This is a genomic window from Paenibacillus herberti (assembly GCF_002233675.1).
Lineage (GTDB): Bacteria > Bacillota > Bacilli > Paenibacillales > Paenibacillaceae > Paenibacillus_O > Paenibacillus_O herberti.
In genome coordinates this window covers 616,001-631,119 of the sequence record NZ_NMUQ01000003.1, presented here as the reverse complement: position 1 = coordinate 631,119, position 15,119 = coordinate 616,001, and the positions used below count along the sequence as shown (strand labels likewise).

Sequence of the window (15,119 nt, the reverse complement as noted above, 5' to 3'; positions counted from 1 at the left end):
TAGAAGAGAGAAAAAAAAGCTCCGACCCAGGGACTTCCCCGGATCGAAGCTATACCAGCTTCTCAGCCTTGAACGGATGTAATCTTCGTTAATGGATGTCCCGCTTTTTGAAGCGGCCGCCCTTCACGTCATGGATGTTGCCAACGGCCAGAAACGCTGCCGAGTCCATGTCGGACACGATTGATTTGAGCTTGGCTTCCTCAAGCCTGGTGATGACAACAAAAATGACCTTTTTCTCGCCGCCAGTAAAGCCGCCCTCTCCGTTAAGATAGGTAACGCCGCGACCGAGACGGCTCATGATTGCCTCACCGATATCCCGATATTCGTCGCTAATGATCCATGCTGCCTTGGACTCGTCAAAGCCCTCAAGCACGATGTCGATCATCTTGTAGGCTATGTAATACGCGATCAGCGAGTACATGGCCCGATCCCACGAGAACAGGAATCCTGCGCTGGATAGAATGAATAGGTTAACGAACATGACGATTTCACCAACGGAAAACGGCATCTTCTTGGCGAATAAAATCGCGACAATTTCCGTGCCGTCCAGCGACCCGCCAAAACGGATAGCCATACCAACGCCCGTGCCAAGCACGATGCCGCCGAAGATGGAAGCAAGGAATTCATCAATTGTCACCGGATCAACATTATGTAGCAAAAATGTCGTCAGCGACATGACCGCGATCCCGTATAACGTGGAGAAAGCGAATGTTTTGCCGATCTGCTTGTAGCCTAGGAACAGAAACGGCAGGTTGAGCACAAAGAGAAAAAGGCCGAGCGGAACGTCTGTAATGTAAGAAAGCATGATCGATATGCCGGTAATACCGCCGTCAATGATGTTGTTCGGAACGAGAAAAATCTCCAGTCCGACCGCCATCAGCACCGCGCCGATTGTCAGAAAGATTCCCCTCTTAATCACTTCGTACAGGGGCAACTTCAAATGCTGTCCCTTCACCGTAGCCATAACCCTCACTCCCCCTCTAGTTGTCTATACTTTAATTATAAAGTAAATTACCGCGAAATTAAAGCATTTTAGCTCATTTTAGCCAAAAAAACTCTTTTTCCTCGACTTTATCACGCTTTATTGCTCGTTATATTCATTTCTCTTCTATTATCTCCATTTTTGAATTAATTGTGATAGATGACTTGTCTCCGTCCCTTTTATATTTATTTTGGGGATTGCGCCGTAGACCGAATTTCGTATAAAGTGATTAGTTAATCGATTGCTTTTTACTTAGGCAGCGTTCAGAGGAGGAATAGATATGTCCCGTAATAGAAAAAAAGCTTCCGCAAAGTCGAAAGCTTCCCAGCAACAGCATGAACTGGATTCAACAAGACTGATCTGGATGCGTAAACCCCAGACTCAGATCAAGCCTAATCACAAACAAGAAGAGCGCCGGTCCTGGTGCCGTAAGGCCAAGGACGACGGCGCTTTTTTATGGTTTGCATAATGAAGTGGGAAATTAATTCTCCCGTTCCGGCTTGCCCTCATGCAGCTGATCTACGGATACAGTCTGCGTGTTTTGAGGCGTTGTGCCAACCTGTACAGTAGCCATGCCGTTTGCCTCGTCTACATTTTCGATCCAAACCGAATGCCCACCTAGATGTACCGCTACCATTTCCGAAGAATCATAAATCTCTATCGCGCGTTTCACGTCCATTCAAACAACCTCCATTCCAAATTCAGTCACCAAACTCTATTGGGCCAACAAGCCTCAGTCCGCCATCAGTTGGCCTTTGATTCGTCCCAATTCCTTCGAGGGATCCTTCTCCGGTACGACTGGCAAACCAATGTCTTCCTCTAGCTTCATCGTATCGGTCGTCGACTCTCCAATATGACCGTTGTGAATCGTCACTTGACCACCGCCAAGCCCCTCACCGACCATCCGGTCGATATCCATTTCATAATCCACACGTCCGCCATGATCGTTCGTATGTCCAACACCGGCGTCGGTATCACTTTGCGCTCCGCCTTGCTGTAGCGAGCCATCCAGTTCGGTGCTCATTTCCACGTCCAAGGCTTCCAGGCTCTGCTCATCCCGACTGCTGGCAAGCATATGCCGATTGTCCAGCTCCTGCTCCAGCTTGCGGCGAATCTCTTCTTCTTTCATTCTAGTTCAGCCTCCCTTCGCTCCAGCTCCGCGCCATGCGTAAGCGGCTGCCTCCAGCCCTAAAACCAATATGCCCGGTGCCCGGCGCCTTCATGCATGGGATGGGCTGCGCAAAGGAACACTTAGAGTAACATTAGCCGGCGAACCGGCGCTAGGAGGCATGACCTACCGTGCATACCGTATGGAAAGGCGCGATCAGCTTCGGACTCGTGCACGTCCCCGTCAAAATGTTTTCCGCCACAGAAGACAAAGATATTTCCTTGCGCATGCTGCATTCCGTGTGTGGCAGTCCGATTGCCTACGTTAGAGAATGCCCCGTCTGCGACAAGAAGGTGGAGTGGAACGAAATTATTAAGGGTTATGAATATGAAAAAGGCCGCTTTGTTACCTTTGATAAGGATGAACTGGAACAGGCTGCCGGCGAAAAGTCGAAAACGATCCAGATTCTGGATTTTGTGGCGCTGGAGGAGATTGATCCGATTTATTTTCAGAAAACCTACTATCTGTCTCCAGACCAAGCGGGCGGCAGCGCTTATTCCCTGCTGATGGAGGCGATGAAACAGTCCGGAAAAATCGGTATCGCCAAAATTTCCATCCGTTCCAAAAGCAGTCTCGCGGCAATCCGCGTGCTTCACAGCGGCTGTTTAGCGATGGAAACGATCTACTATCCGGATGAAATTCGCTCCGTACAACAGGTTCCGAATCTACCCGGTGCCTTGCAGCTGAATGATAAAGAATTGACGATGGCCAAGCTGCTGATTGATCAGTTAACGTCGCCATTCCAGCCGGAGAAATATACCGATGATTACCGCACAGCTATGCATGACCTGATTCAGGGCAAAATCGCCGGAGAAGACGTGACAGTCGCGCCGCGTCAAGAGCCGGGCCATGTGCTCGATCTGATGGCGGCCCTCCAGGCCAGCCTGGAGTCGGTCAAAACACCAATGGCCATTCCGGTGACAGATGCCTCTCCGCCTGCTCGTAAACGCAAGAAATCGACCACTATTCCAGCCGAAGCAACCGCTGAAGCTGAAGAAAAGACACCTAAAAAAGCCGTCAAACCTCGCGCTAAAAAGAAAAAGGATGCAGGGGCAGGCGCTTCCTAAATGGGGACCCACGACTCATCTATGTCCGAAGGAATGGTCGCACCGATGGCTCCAATCACCGCCGCCAAGCTGCCATCCGGGGAAGAATGGGGTTACCAGATCAAATGGGACGGTGTGCGGTTGCTGGCGCTAATCGGAGAGGACAAAAGCGTACAGTTGATCTCTCGGCAAGGCCTGCTTAAAAATCTCATCTATCCCGAGCTGGTCGCATTGCTTCAAGGCTGCGCCTCCTCGCTTGGCCGCTGTGTCCTCGACGGCGAGCTAATCAGTTGGACCGGTGAGCGGCCCAGCTTTCAGCGTGTACTGCAGCGAGAAAGGACGCGGGGATATGGAGGCAGCTCTGCCATGACGGAGCTTCGCCACCCGGACCCCGGCATCGCGCCTTGGCGGAGTTCTGACGCTGCTGCTGCGAGCCAGCGGAACACTGGCGCTTCAGCACCAGCTGCTGACGACTCCTTCGGGCTACCGAATCGCCCAGAATCCGTCAGTACTTCGTCTCAAGTAGCCCATGGTATTTTCCCATCACCGCCAGGACTTGTCTTTGTGCTATTTGACCTACTGGCTGTTGATGGACGCGACCTGCGGCAGCTCCCTTTTCGGGAGCGGCATGAAACATTATTGCGACTCGCACCACTGCTACCGAACGGTTTACTCGTTACAGAGCTGTACTCCGATGGTGAAGCACTTTGGCGCTGGGTGAGCAATGCTGGCTGGGAGGGAGTCGTTAGCAAACGACTGACCTCTCCCTACCGAGAAGCCAAGAAACACCGCGATTGGCTCAAAACGAAAACCGCCTTGTTAGTTGACGTCGACATCGTCGGCCTGAAAGTTCGCGAGGGACAGGCAGTGAGTCTGATCATGAGCTTGGATGGCCAATATTTCGGCAGCGTTTCCCTTGGATTGACGGGTGAAATGAGGGCGCTTCTGACATCCCAACTCGTTCCTGGGAATGCTTTTGCAGATGGGCGCAGCCAATATGGCAAGCTGCCCTTCCCTACCCTCCATCCCGACCTGAAGAGGGAAAGGATCGTTTGGCTGGAGCAGCCTATTCCTTGTACGGTTACTGGACTGGAGATCACCGAGGCCGGGCAGCTGCGACATCCCAAACTGGCTTCTTTTGGCCGCAGGGGCTAGAGAGGGGGAAGATCGCTTGGCGAGCAAGCAGGAAAGGGGCAGCCTAACCATCGAGGGCGAAACGCTAATCATTACGAACCCCTCCAAGCCGTTATGGCCCGAGGTTGGTATTACTAAGCTGATGTACCTGGAGAAGCTAATTCAGCTCTCCCCGTACTTGATCCATCATTGCCGGGACCGGCATCTAACTACTATCCGGTATCCGCATGGTGTTCACGACAAATCTTTTTATCAAAAAAATTGCCCCGAACCCCATCCGCCCTTCGTCCGTACTCGCAGCGATGGGAGCATCGACTACGCTGTACTGGACTCGCTTCCAACACTAATCTGGCTTGGCAATCTGGCTTGCCTGGAGTTCCACGCTTCCTTTGAGCTAGCCGCCGATCCGCAGCATCCAACCGAATGGGTTATCGACCTCGACCCATCTCTCGAGGAGGAGCCGCGCATCATGGAGGCAGCCGCCCATGTCGGCGAGCAGCTCGCCGGGCTTGGCATTCAGTCCATCCCCAAAACAAGCGGCGCCACCGGCGTGCAGATTATTGTGCCCTTAGAGGACCGGCTTAGCTTTGACGAGCTGCGCTCTATTGGGCAATTCATCGGGGAATACATGACGCAGAAGCTGCCTCATTTATTTACCGTGGAGCGGCTTAAGAAGAACCGGGGCGATTTGATCTACTTCGATTACCTTCAACATTATCAGGGCAAAACAATCGCCGCTCCCTATACGCCCCGCGCCAAACGGGCCGCAACCGTATCCACGCCCCTGACTTGGGACGAGATTCGTGGGGGCGCACAGCCCCGCGATTTCCATCTGCTTAACATCGCGGAGCGGCTGCAGAAGCATGGCGATCTGCTGTTGAAAGCGCCCAAGCAGCGGCTGCGGCCGATTCTGGAATTTCTTCGACGCAAATAGTGAACCCGGCCGCAAACGTCCAGAAGCTTCTTGGAACCCTAAAAAAGCGCCCCACCGGGCGCTTTTTTCATCCCATATTTCATAACAACGGAGACAGCATATGGGCGATGACTTCCCCTGCCTTTTGCCGGAGAGGACGCTTCTCAAATTCATGCAAGCTCAGCTCAAAACACTCATCCAGATCAGCCATATAATCCTCTTCCAGCCGCTGGATCGCCTTGGCGCTGAACAGATGCGCATTGATCTCGAAGTTGCTGAAAAAGCTGCGCATATCCATGTTCGCCGTCCCCACCGATGCCATCAGGCGATCCACAATCATTACCTTGGCATGAATGAAGCCTTTTCGATACCGGTAAATTCGCACCCCCGCCTCCAGAAGGTCTTGTACATAGGACAGCGAGGAGTAGAGCACAAGCCTGGAATCCGAGTTATACGGCAAAATAATTCTGACATCAACCCCGCTCAGTGCCGCCGTCCTCAGACTCATCAACACACTCGGGTCGGGAATGAAATACGGCGTAGCGATATAAACTTTCTGCTTAGCTGCGCTGATTGCCGAAAAGATACCTTCAAGGATCGATTCTGAGCTGGAATCCGGTCCGCTTGCTACAATCTGAACCTGCTCCGCACCAAGGCATCCGTGCTCGGGCAGATACTCCCGTTTATCTAGCCTTTTGCTAGCCGTGAACCACCAATCCCGCATGAACACCAACTGGAGAAAATACACCGAATCCCCCTTCAGCTTGATATGCGTATCACGCCAAAAGCCGAGCTTCGGGTTTTTACCCAAATACTCGTCCCCGATGTTGATGCCACCGACGAAGCCGACCGTTCCGTCCACAACAACAATTTTCCGGTGATTGCGGTAATTAACTCGTTTGTCGAAAAAAGCAATGCGCGGAGTCAAAAAACAATGCGCCTCCACACCGGCCTGCTTCAGCTCCTGAACATATCCGTTCTTGAGCTCGAGGCTTCCGATTCCGTCATAAATGAGCCTGATCTCCACTCCTTCTTTTGCTTTGCGGATCAGCACTTCCTTGAAGCGGCAACCGATCTCGTCATGGCGGATCGTGTAGTAGTCAAGGTGGATATGATGTTTGGCTTCTTCCAGCGCGGCCAAAATCGATTGGTAAGTTGCTTCTCCATTCGTCAGCACCTCGGTCTCATTGCAGCCTGTAATCGGCAGCATCGAGAAGCTGCTCAGCAGATTGAATAGCCGCTCTTCATGCGCAAATTCTGAGCCTTCCATGTCGCCGGGCCGGTGTACAAGCGAGCTTTGGCGCAGCGCCTTAAGCTGCACCTCGCGGGCGATCATTCCTCGCCGGCGGACCGTTCGCCGAGTCTGAAACTCCCGAGCGAGAAAGTAGTACATAACGAAGCCGATGATCGGCAGCACGAACAGAATGAGCAGCCAGGCAACGGTTTTGCCAGGCTTACGGTACTCCAGAATGAGAATCGTCATAATTTGGAACAGGAAGATCAAGAGTGCGATAAGCAGCCAGAACATGGGACACCTACTTAGATTGGATTCGAGCATTTGTAGAAAAAGCTTCATTACTTTAGTATCAACGAGGAACTATGATTTCAAGCAGGAGAGAGAACATATTATAGTCCAACTCCTTGTCCTCCGTCATGAACCGGCTATCCGCCGAATACATACTACTTAACACGAGCCTACACCAGGGGGGATTAGAGCATGTTCAAGGAAAACAAACGCTGGTCAGTTGCCGATACGCTGATCGGGCAAGGGACGCACGCCGAAGGAAAGATGACCTGTGAAGCCAGCCTGCGCATCGAAGGTGAATACCAAGGCGACATCGAGTGCAAGGCGGATGTTATCATTGGTGAAAGCGGCGTAGTGCGCTCCAACATTTTCGCGCGTGACATCACCATCACCGGCAAAGTGTACGGGGATGTCGTGACGACCGGCCGCCTCACGATAATGAGCAGCGGGCAGTTGCACGGCACAGCTACAACCTCTTCACTGCTCGTTCAGGATGGCGGTATTTTGAGCGGCAGCTGCCGCATGGAGCAACGCACGCAACAGACCGTTACTCCGCCAGTTGCTACAAATTCAGTAGCGGACAGCGTCTCAGGCGGATCAGGCCAATCTGCTCCACTTAACCGCTCCGCCGGTGACCCCGCCGCTTCGCGCGAAACCCGAGAGCCGGTGCGCGAAGGAAGCGTAAAGGAGCGCCGCCAAGCGGGTTGAAGCTAGTTTACAACGTTGACCCAACAAAAAAACTCGCGCTCTGGAGTATCGTCCAGCTCGCGAGTTTTTTGTTCTATTCCTAGTGGAGCTTAGGCCGCTACATCCCGTTTCGTAAATACAAACCAGGAGAGCGCCATGAAGATAATGTAGTAACCAGCAAGCACGGCGAGCGAGAAGCCGAGTGTCATCGGACTCTCAGTACCGGCAAACATCAAGCCCCTGTCGGGATTTGCTCCGCCGATATAACGGGCCAGGTCGAGATGCAGGAATATCACATAGTCTACCCATGGTTTATTTACAAGACCAAGAAGCTGCGACAGCGAGCTTCCCATCAGGACGATAAACAGAGAAAGTCCGATCGCCAAACCGCTGCTGCGGAATGCGGCGGAAATCATGAATGCAAGAGTCACCGTAACCGTGGAGGAAATGAACTCCATTAGGAAAAATTGGTTCACGTAAGACCAAGCCGACATTTCTTTGTCCATCGTCTGGAATGTCTGCTGTGCCAATACACCACTTTCGTAACCAAACACAAGCAGATTGATTAGAAAAGTCGATATATAAACAACAACCAGACTAAACAGAACGAACAGCAGCACCGACACATACTTGGATAAAAGCACCTTGGAGCGAGACCAAGGGCGGATAAGCAGCAGCTTAATTGTACCTTGCGTGAACTCTCCTGCTACGCTGTCCGCCGCGATGATGATGCAAAAAATATTAGCCAGCGGCATCAAAATCATTAGAATAATTGGGATCATGCCCCACATCGTAAGCGGGGAGCTTGACGTTATTGAAGCGATAATCGAAATCGCTGCTGACAGTACGACCAGAAGGCCAAGCATGATCCAAACGCGAACCCGCCGATAAATTTTCATATTCTCATTAGCCACGAGGGCGGCAAAATTAAACAACGGATTCACCTCCTGTTACTTCCAGGAATTGATCTTCAAGTGACTTGCTCACGGAGCGGATGCTATACACTCGGATGCCTCCGCGGACAAGCAGCCCATTGAGCTCGGCAATGTCCTCTCGCATCGCGTCCAGCAGAATGGATCCTTCTGCGCTGCGGATATCGAGCTTAGCAGGCACTCCGTCCGCTGTACGGATCTCCTCCTGAAGCAGGCGAGCCGCCTCGTCCGGGCGGTCCACCTCGAAAAGAACCTGCCCAGGAACACCTTCACCCATGCCATTACTGTCCACGCCTCCAGGGCGAAGCGAGCGGATGTCGATAAGCTTGCCGGCTTGGATGATTGCTACCCGGTCGCACATCAGTTCCATTTCTGACAACAGATGGCTGGAAACGAATACAGTCGTTCCTTCTTCCACCGCTAACCTTCGCAAATAATCCCGAAGCTCACGAATACCTGCCGGGTCGAGACCGTTGGTCGGCTCGTCAAGAATAAGCAGGGAAGGTTTATGCAGCAGCGCCTGGGCAACACCCAGCCTCTGCCTCATGCCGAGCGAGTAGGTTTTAACCTTATCCTCGATCCGCTTATCCAAACCTGTAAGCCGGATGACCTCGTCGATCCGGTTGCGGCTGATGCCCGGCACCATACGTGCATAGTGCATCAGGTTACGATAACCGCTCAGATATTTGTACATCTCCGGGTTTTCCACGATCGCTCCCACTTGGCGGATTGCTTTCTCAAAATCCGTGCGGATACTCGACCCGCCGATGACAATATCCCCCTCTGTCAGTCGCATTAAGCCGACCATCATGCGGATCGTCGTTGTTTTGCCCGAGCCGTTAGGCCCGAGGAAGCCGAACACCTCACCTTGAGGAAGATCAAGAGTCAGGTTGTCGATGATTGTCTTGTTACCAATTCGTTTGGTTACTTGTTTCAGTTGCACAATAGGCTGACTCAGCTTACTTCACCTCACAATTTTCCATTCATATCCAGAACATTATAGCCTATTTGAAGCCCCTAAGGAAGCCGTGGAGGTGGATATTCCCGGTTGAACCCATTAGAAACCGCTTAACCAAAAAACACCCCAACCTTAATAAAGGCTGGGGTGTTGGGGACGGATCGAACAGTTGGCATTTTCCAGCTAAATGCTTGGTGTTATTGCAAAACTCATAGGAAGGCTGTTGACCCGATTGCTAAACCAAGCCGTACACGCGGAATCTACAAAGCTACTACTATTGTCCTTGGAGGACGCATCCCCCATACCGATCCCACTGCAGGAACTGCAGCAGCCCATCAGCTGGGAACTTCTATAGAAGCCGGTCTGGAACAACTTTGCCGCCGCTTGCAAGCCCAACATCTGCTCGCAACGTACGCAATGGAATAACTGACCTGTTGCTGCCAACTTGAACACTCCTCAGACTTGAATTATGGCATCCCATACTCGCTCGCCTATCCGCATCCAGTAGATACGAATCGTATCTACATCCGAAGTAATGACCCTCTTAAGTATAGACAATATTCCGAGCAGTTAATTATTGACGCAATGCTAGGCAGAAATAGAATAATAGGCAAAGCGTGATTGCGAAATGTCTTTTGCCGATGTAATGGAATGTTCTTTGCCGGTAGACTCTCCGGAACCGGCTCCATCGCAGAACTGGCAGCAGCCAAGCGGATGAGAAACTCGGTAATAGCCCGTACGGAAAAGGACCGAGGCTTCATTTTCAGGCAGCAGCTTCTCGCAGCCTAAACAGTGAAAGTGCTCGCTAAAACGCATAAAGGATTCCCCCTTGGATCATCTATGAATAAAAATCGATTATCTTGGCTATTATCATCGCTCCGGAAATGGGATTTTATCTTCTTGTTACAATTTGTATCGCGTATAGATTTAATTTATGACAAATATCGCTATTCGTCAAGCTTAAACCTAAGAAAAGACCTAGAAATTTGTCGAGTACAACCAAGTAATTATGTATACGCTTACAATTTCGACTAATCAATGAGAATTCCTTCTTTATTTAGCGATAAATCTAAAAAGCCGGATCCGACGAAATCGGTCCGACTTTTGTATGTGTTTTAGCCGATTTTACCCCACTGTTCACGACTTTGTTTATCCATGCGGTCGACATTCGAAAGCTCGAAGCGCCGACCATCATCGTCAGTAACAATCCAGCGGCCGTCGGCCAGTTCATGAATTCCTTCATGCAGAATGCTCATATGTAACGTACTCGGACCATAATCGGTATCAACGGACCAGATCCACTCGGGTCCCTTTTTGCGAATGGACAGGATGCGCTCGATACGTGGAATCATATATTCACGTTCCAGCTCCAGCATTGCCGCGCTGCGGCTTTCCTCCTGCAGATGATCAAGACTCGGCAGTAGCAGCAGCTCCTTGCCTGTGTCCGCAGTACGGATGGAAATTAGCCGATCTGGCATGGAATAGGGGAAACATCTCACCAGCTTAACTCTGCCCATCTGCTCGCCGCCGAGCACTGCCTTGAGATAACCCTCGCGGCTATGATAGAGCAAAACATCATATAATTGGATGCGGTTCATAAAAACAAGATTACTATTATTACTCATATCCCTACCTCCGAAGGAGAATCCGTCATCTGCTTCTGTGATTCCACGAGACGATAATAGGTTCTTTTGCTCCTGTATAGTTCCTCATGTGTGCCCGTTTCGACGATACGCCCCTGCTCTAACACAATGAGCCTATCAGCGTCGCGCAGCGTTGACAGCCGATGGGCAATTGCAATTGTCGTGCGGCCGCGCACGAGGCGGGCTAGCGCTTCCTGAATCGCTCGCTCGGTCTCCGTATCTACCGAAGCAGTCGCCTCGTCGAGGATGAGAATTTCCGGATCGAGCAGCACGGCGCGAGCGATGGCGATGCGCTGCTTTTCCCCGCCTGACAGACGGTGGCCGCGCTCACCAACCCCTGTCTCGTACCCTTCCGGCAGCCCGCAGATGAATCCATGGGCGTTGGCCAGACGCGCAGCCTCGATGATTCCCTCGGGCGAGGCGTCCTTTTTGCCGTAGGCGATATTTTGCGCGATGGTTCCGTCAAAAAGAAAAGTTTCTTGCAGCACAACGCCAATGCGGGAGCGAAGACTCTCCTGAGCAATATCCCGCAGGTCGATGCCATCCAGCGTTATGCTACCGCCATCCGGGTCATAAAAACGGCAAACCAGATTAATGAGCGTAGACTTGCCCGCACCGGAAGGGCCGACCAAACCGATCATTTCGCCAGGCTTGATCGTCAAGTCCATGTCCTTGAGAACAGCACGACTTTTGTCATAGCCATAACGTACGCCATTAAACCGGATCTCACCGCGAACCGCCGTCAGCTGCACCGCATCTTCCCGATCCGGCGTGTCGCTTGCTGCATCCATCAGCTCGAAAATTCGCTCAGCAGAGCCCATAACTCGGTTGATCATATTCAGTGAAGCCCCGAAGTACTGTAACGGGCCGAAAAACATAACCAAATAAGAAGCATAAGCGGTCAGAGTGCCGAGCGACATCCCGCCCTGCAGCACAGACTTACCGCCGCTATACCATACAAGCAGGCCAAAAGCCGCGATGACGAGCGAGAACAGCGGAGACACGCTCATCCATAGATTACCCATGGAAATCATACGTTTAACCAAGGTGTCATTGGCCTTGGCGAACCGCTCCTTCTCCCGTTTTTCCTGTGCGAATGCTTTGATGACACGGATGCCTTGCAGCGCCTCGCCGATAACGTTGTTCACGTTCATGATGCTCATCCATTGCGAGTACCACATGATGCGAATACGCGGCCACAACCAGAGGAATCCTCCGGCGAGAAACGGTACAGGGATAAGAATCATCCATGTCAGCGGAGCGTTCAGGTAGAATAACAGCCCTAACACGCCTACGGCCATGAGCACTTGCGAGAGGAACTGGATGAAGCCATCGGTGAGGAATTGCTTTAGTTCCTCGGTGTCATTTTGGACACGGCTGATGAACTGTGAAACCTGTCTCCGGTCAAAATAACTCATCGAAAGTCGCATAATCGCCTCGAAGGCATGCTTGCGGATATCACCCATCAGCTTGCCGCCGAAGCGCAGGCCGATAAAGCTGCGCGCCATCGACACCCCGGTGCCGACCAAATGGATGGAAGCCATCGCGATGATAATTCCCATTAGCACCGATGGGCTGCCGCCGCCGCTCGTGAAGTTATCGATCAGCAGCTTCATCAGGTACGTCGGCAGCAGCTCGAAAACGATGCTGACGAGCAACAGCACACCGCTTGCAATCATCAGCTTGCGATGCGGACGCGCATAAGCCAATATGCGGCGGACCATCATGTACTTGTTGCTGCAGCGGAGGCATTTGGTCCGCCGATGCCAGAGCCGCCTGCCGCATACACGGCAGGCGTGATGCCCTGCGGCCGTGCCGGTAGGCTCGGCCGCCAATACCGCTCCCGCTCCCGGCAACGGGAGCGGTTCATCCAGCCATGCCGTTATACGCGGCATGGCCTCGCGGTACGCTTCCATATGCGGAAGCGTGAAACGTGCCGCCTCGCGCATACCGTCGCGAGTCAATAGATTGAGCGAGCCGCCTGCAATGCCTTCCCTCAGCTCGATCTCATCGATCATCCCTTTGGAATAGCGCCTCTGCAGCCGCCCCTGTCCATCCAGCACCGCCATCTCGCGGTCGGTGAACACAATCTCGTAGCTCTGGAACTGGCGAGCTTCGTTAATGTCCGCTGGCAGCCTGAGCCAGGCTCCGGCCAGCCTTTGCCTCAGCACCGCCGCTTCACCCTCGCGGATTCCATATTCCGCGGAGCGGCTATTATCCGTTTCCTTAGCCCTTGCCATGCTGCCGCTCCTTCCAACTGCTTCCTGCATACGCTGCTTCACCGGCGACCGACCGATACAGCTATGCCTGACAAACAGCTAGCCCTCACCATTCTGTATAACGCAGAAAAAGTGGTTATAGATGGCGGGCACATTTTTAAATTCCATCCAGTTACGATACAATATGTATTATCAAAATGTGACAATTCGCCGCAATGCTGGGTCAAGAGAGGGGGAACTGTTAGAACAGTTCCCCCTCTTTCGAAAATTACTTTATTTTTTATTTAATACTTTGTTGAAAAACCACGCTTTATCTATGCTAGTAAGCTTGTAAGCTTCATCTACAAAAACAGAGTCCAATCTCCAACCTCTTCCAATTTACGATACATTTTGTATCATGTCAAGATGATTCATTTAACCCTAGATAGAACAATAACCCCAAGACTGCCGCCGATCAGATCGATCAGGACATTCTCGGGGCTGGCGGTGCTCGATAGATAGAATTGCTGGTTATACTCGTCCAGGCAGGCGATTAACACCGTTAGCGACAGTGCAATGAAAGCAGCCAGTCCATTGCTTACCTTATACATGCGCAGCAACGACCAGGCAATTCCCGCAAGCACAGCATAAATCAATAGGTGGGCCGACTTGTTCACTAAAAACCCCAAAACATCGTAAGGATTGAACGACGACATATACAATTGACCCTTGAAATGGAACGACATCGGGGGCAACAAACGCTTGACCGTCTCCGTATTAAGCTGGCGTTGCAGAGCGGGCTTGATGCTCTGAGTCTGATAAGACTGACTCGAAAGGACAAAAATAAGCAGTATCCAAGAGAGCAGGCAGCCCCATAGTAGCGCTCTGCGCCGGCCGGACAATCTGCCGCCGTAGCTTACCGTATAATTGTTCATAAGCGCCGCTCTTCCTTTCTCGCAGATCGTTTTATTTCTTTACCGGCTTCGTCTGCTGCTGATGCTCCTTGATCAGGTCATGAACGCGATTACGCTCCGCTTGATCGACCATATAGTAGTAGATGCCGCCAATCCGCGCTCCTCGGCCTTTGATCTCCTGCTGCGAGATTTTCTCGATTTTAGGGCGATAATTTACGAGCAGATCCTTCATCGTATCGAATGATATATCCGTCTTCACATTGCTGCCGATCTCCTCCAGCATGCTGTTGGCTTTGGTAAGACTGCTAACGGTCAGCGCATTTTTCATCACCTGCTGGATAATGTCGCGCTGACGGTTCTGCCGCCCCAAATCCCCGCGTGGATCGTCATAACGCATCCTGGAATAGAGTAGAGCCCGCTCCCCGGTCAGCTTAAGCGGCCCCTTCTCGTAGCTTTGACCGTCAATGGTGAAGGCGAACGGATTGTTAACCTCAACGCCACCCAGCAGATCAACAACCTTGGCAAAGCCCTCCATGTTGACCTTCACATAATAGTCCACCGGATAGTCGAGGAGGCTCTCTACCGTCTGTACTGCCATATTCACACCTCCGAAGGCATAGGCGTGGTTGATTTTGTCCTCCACATCCCGTCCGATTAAGGTGGTACGTGTATCCCTGGGAATGCTGAGCAAAAGAGCATCGTTCTTGACTGGATTAACCGCGAGCAGCATGATCGTATCGGTGCGTCCCACATCACCCGTTCGCTCATCCACACCCATCAGCAAGACAGTAAAAGGTAGATTGTCAGAGGCGACCGCCTCTTCCTCGGGTAAGGTCACTTCCGTATCCTTGCTGACATAGGTTATGCGCTTCGTCGGCTCATAGACCTTATTGGCGGTAGCCTTGATAGAGTTATAGGCATACCAGCCAAGTCCGGCCATGCTTAATCCCACCACAAGAAGGATGGACAGGACGGTGATAAGCACTCTTTTCTGTTTCATGCTCATGAGGCTTAAGTCT

General features: G+C 51.9%; 16 protein-coding genes. 5 read left to right on the top strand and 11 right to left on the bottom strand.

Annotated features, from left to right (window positions below; translation table 11 throughout):
* Positions 1 to 88: 88 nt before the first annotated feature.
* On the bottom strand, positions 89 to 964 hold the full coding sequence (locus tag CGZ75_RS22225) for a YitT family protein (protein WP_089526442.1): 876 nt from the start codon (positions 962 to 964) through the stop codon (positions 89 to 91).
* Between the two features lie 298 nt (positions 965 to 1,262).
* On the opposite strand from CGZ75_RS22225, the gene CGZ75_RS22220 reads away from it, so the two are divergent.
* Positions 1,263 to 1,451, top strand: coding sequence for a hypothetical protein (locus tag CGZ75_RS22220; RefSeq protein ID WP_089526441.1), 189 nt, complete (start codon positions 1,263 to 1,265; stop codon positions 1,449 to 1,451).
* 12 nt (positions 1,452 to 1,463) lie between these two features.
* On the opposite strand, the gene CGZ75_RS22215 is transcribed toward CGZ75_RS22220, so the two are convergent.
* Both CGZ75_RS22215 and CGZ75_RS26395 read right to left on the bottom strand, forming a co-directional pair.
* Entirely contained in the window at positions 1,464 to 1,661 is a 198-nt protein-coding gene (locus CGZ75_RS22215) for an H-type small acid-soluble spore protein (RefSeq protein WP_089526440.1), read from the bottom strand.
* Between the two features lie 54 nt (positions 1,662 to 1,715).
* Entirely contained in the window at positions 1,716 to 2,111 is a 396-nt protein-coding gene (locus CGZ75_RS26395) for a hypothetical protein (protein ID WP_089526439.1), read from the bottom strand.
* 170 nt (positions 2,112 to 2,281) lie between these two features.
* Between CGZ75_RS26395 and ku the strand changes: the two genes are divergently transcribed.
* Genes ku through ligD form a run of 3 tightly spaced genes read left to right on the top strand, consistent with a single transcriptional unit; the run spans position 2,282 to position 5,264 of the window.
* Positions 2,282 to 3,217 (top strand): non-homologous end joining protein Ku, encoded by a 936-nt coding sequence (gene ku / locus CGZ75_RS22205; RefSeq protein WP_089526438.1) that lies wholly within the window; start codon positions 2,282 to 2,284, stop codon positions 3,215 to 3,217.
* On the top strand, positions 3,218 to 4,351 hold the full coding sequence (locus CGZ75_RS22200) for an ATP-dependent DNA ligase (protein WP_089526437.1): 1,134 nt from the start codon (positions 3,218 to 3,220) through the stop codon (positions 4,349 to 4,351).
* Between the two features lie 16 nt (positions 4,352 to 4,367).
* Positions 4,368 to 5,264, top strand: a complete 897-nt coding sequence (gene ligD / locus CGZ75_RS22195) for a non-homologous end-joining DNA ligase (RefSeq protein WP_089526436.1) — start codon at positions 4,368 to 4,370, stop codon at positions 5,262 to 5,264.
* A gap of 79 nt (positions 5,265 to 5,343) precedes the next feature.
* On the opposite strand, the gene cls is transcribed toward ligD, so the two are convergent.
* On the bottom strand, positions 5,344 to 6,771 hold the full coding sequence (cls, locus tag CGZ75_RS22190) for a cardiolipin synthase (protein ID WP_089526435.1): 1,428 nt from the start codon (positions 6,769 to 6,771) through the stop codon (positions 5,344 to 5,346).
* 189 nt (positions 6,772 to 6,960) lie between these two features.
* On the opposite strand from cls, the gene CGZ75_RS22185 reads away from it, so the two are divergent.
* A complete protein-coding gene (locus CGZ75_RS22185) occupies positions 6,961 to 7,476 on the top strand; it encodes a bactofilin family protein (protein ID WP_089526434.1) in 516 nt (171 codons plus the stop codon).
* A gap of 89 nt (positions 7,477 to 7,565) precedes the next feature.
* Here CGZ75_RS22185 and CGZ75_RS22180 read toward each other — a convergent pair whose 3' ends face one another.
* The 7 genes from CGZ75_RS22180 to CGZ75_RS22150 form a co-directional block, all read right to left on the bottom strand.
* Entirely contained in the window at positions 7,566 to 8,399 is an 834-nt protein-coding gene (locus tag CGZ75_RS22180; RefSeq protein ID WP_245851043.1) for an ABC transporter permease, read from the bottom strand.
* Entirely contained in the window at positions 8,383 to 9,345 is a 963-nt protein-coding gene (locus CGZ75_RS22175) for an ABC transporter ATP-binding protein (protein WP_089526432.1), read from the bottom strand. The genes CGZ75_RS22180 and CGZ75_RS22175 overlap by 17 nt, the downstream gene beginning before the upstream one ends.
* A 588-nt stretch (positions 9,346 to 9,933) precedes the next feature.
* Positions 9,934 to 10,161, bottom strand: coding sequence for a hypothetical protein (locus tag CGZ75_RS22170; protein WP_089526431.1), 228 nt, complete (start codon positions 10,159 to 10,161; stop codon positions 9,934 to 9,936).
* 299 nt (positions 10,162 to 10,460) lie between these two features.
* Positions 10,461 to 10,970, bottom strand: a complete 510-nt coding sequence (locus tag CGZ75_RS22165) for a DUF1854 domain-containing protein (RefSeq protein WP_089526430.1) — start codon at positions 10,968 to 10,970, stop codon at positions 10,461 to 10,463.
* Positions 10,967 to 13,228 (bottom strand): ABC transporter ATP-binding protein, encoded by a 2,262-nt coding sequence (locus tag CGZ75_RS22160; RefSeq protein WP_089526429.1) that lies wholly within the window; start codon positions 13,226 to 13,228, stop codon positions 10,967 to 10,969. The genes CGZ75_RS22165 and CGZ75_RS22160 overlap by 4 nt, the downstream gene beginning before the upstream one ends.
* A gap of 389 nt (positions 13,229 to 13,617) precedes the next feature.
* Positions 13,618 to 14,121 (bottom strand): VanZ family protein, encoded by a 504-nt coding sequence (locus CGZ75_RS22155; protein WP_089526428.1) that lies wholly within the window; start codon positions 14,119 to 14,121, stop codon positions 13,618 to 13,620.
* A 31-nt stretch (positions 14,122 to 14,152) separates the two neighbouring features.
* On the bottom strand, positions 14,153 to 15,106 hold the full coding sequence (locus CGZ75_RS22150; protein ID WP_342745705.1) for an LCP family glycopolymer transferase: 954 nt from the start codon (positions 15,104 to 15,106) through the stop codon (positions 14,153 to 14,155).
* Positions 15,107 to 15,119: the final 13 nt, after the last annotated feature.

Coding starts and splice junctions, on each gene's coding strand:
- CGZ75_RS22220 (WP_089526441.1), top strand. CDS start 1,263: ATGTCCCGTAATAGAAAAAAAGCTTCCGCAAAGTCGAAAGCTTCCCAG.
- CGZ75_RS22225 (WP_089526442.1), bottom strand. CDS start 964: ATGGCTACGGTGAAGGGACAGCATTTGAAGTTGCCCCTGTACGAAGTG.
- CGZ75_RS26395 (WP_089526439.1), bottom strand. CDS start 2,111: ATGAAAGAAGAAGAGATTCGCCGCAAGCTGGAGCAGGAGCTGGACAAT.
- CGZ75_RS22155 (WP_089526428.1), bottom strand. CDS start 14,121: ATGAACAATTATACGGTAAGCTACGGCGGCAGATTGTCCGGCCGGCGC.
- CGZ75_RS22160 (WP_089526429.1), bottom strand. CDS start 13,228: ATGGCAAGGGCTAAGGAAACGGATAATAGCCGCTCCGCGGAATATGGA.
- CGZ75_RS22200 (WP_089526437.1), top strand. CDS start 3,218: ATGGGGACCCACGACTCATCTATGTCCGAAGGAATGGTCGCACCGATG.
- CGZ75_RS22150 (WP_342745705.1), bottom strand. CDS start 15,106: ATGAGCATGAAACAGAAAAGAGTGCTTATCACCGTCCTGTCCATCCTT.
- CGZ75_RS22170 (WP_089526431.1), bottom strand. CDS start 10,161: ATGCGTTTTAGCGAGCACTTTCACTGTTTAGGCTGCGAGAAGCTGCTG.
- CGZ75_RS22185 (WP_089526434.1), top strand. CDS start 6,961: ATGTTCAAGGAAAACAAACGCTGGTCAGTTGCCGATACGCTGATCGGG.
- cls (WP_089526435.1), bottom strand. CDS start 6,771: ATGTTCTGGCTGCTTATCGCACTCTTGATCTTCCTGTTCCAAATTATG.
- CGZ75_RS22165 (WP_089526430.1), bottom strand. CDS start 10,970: ATGAGTAATAATAGTAATCTTGTTTTTATGAACCGCATCCAATTATAT.
- CGZ75_RS22215 (WP_089526440.1), bottom strand. CDS start 1,661: ATGGACGTGAAACGCGCGATAGAGATTTATGATTCTTCGGAAATGGTA.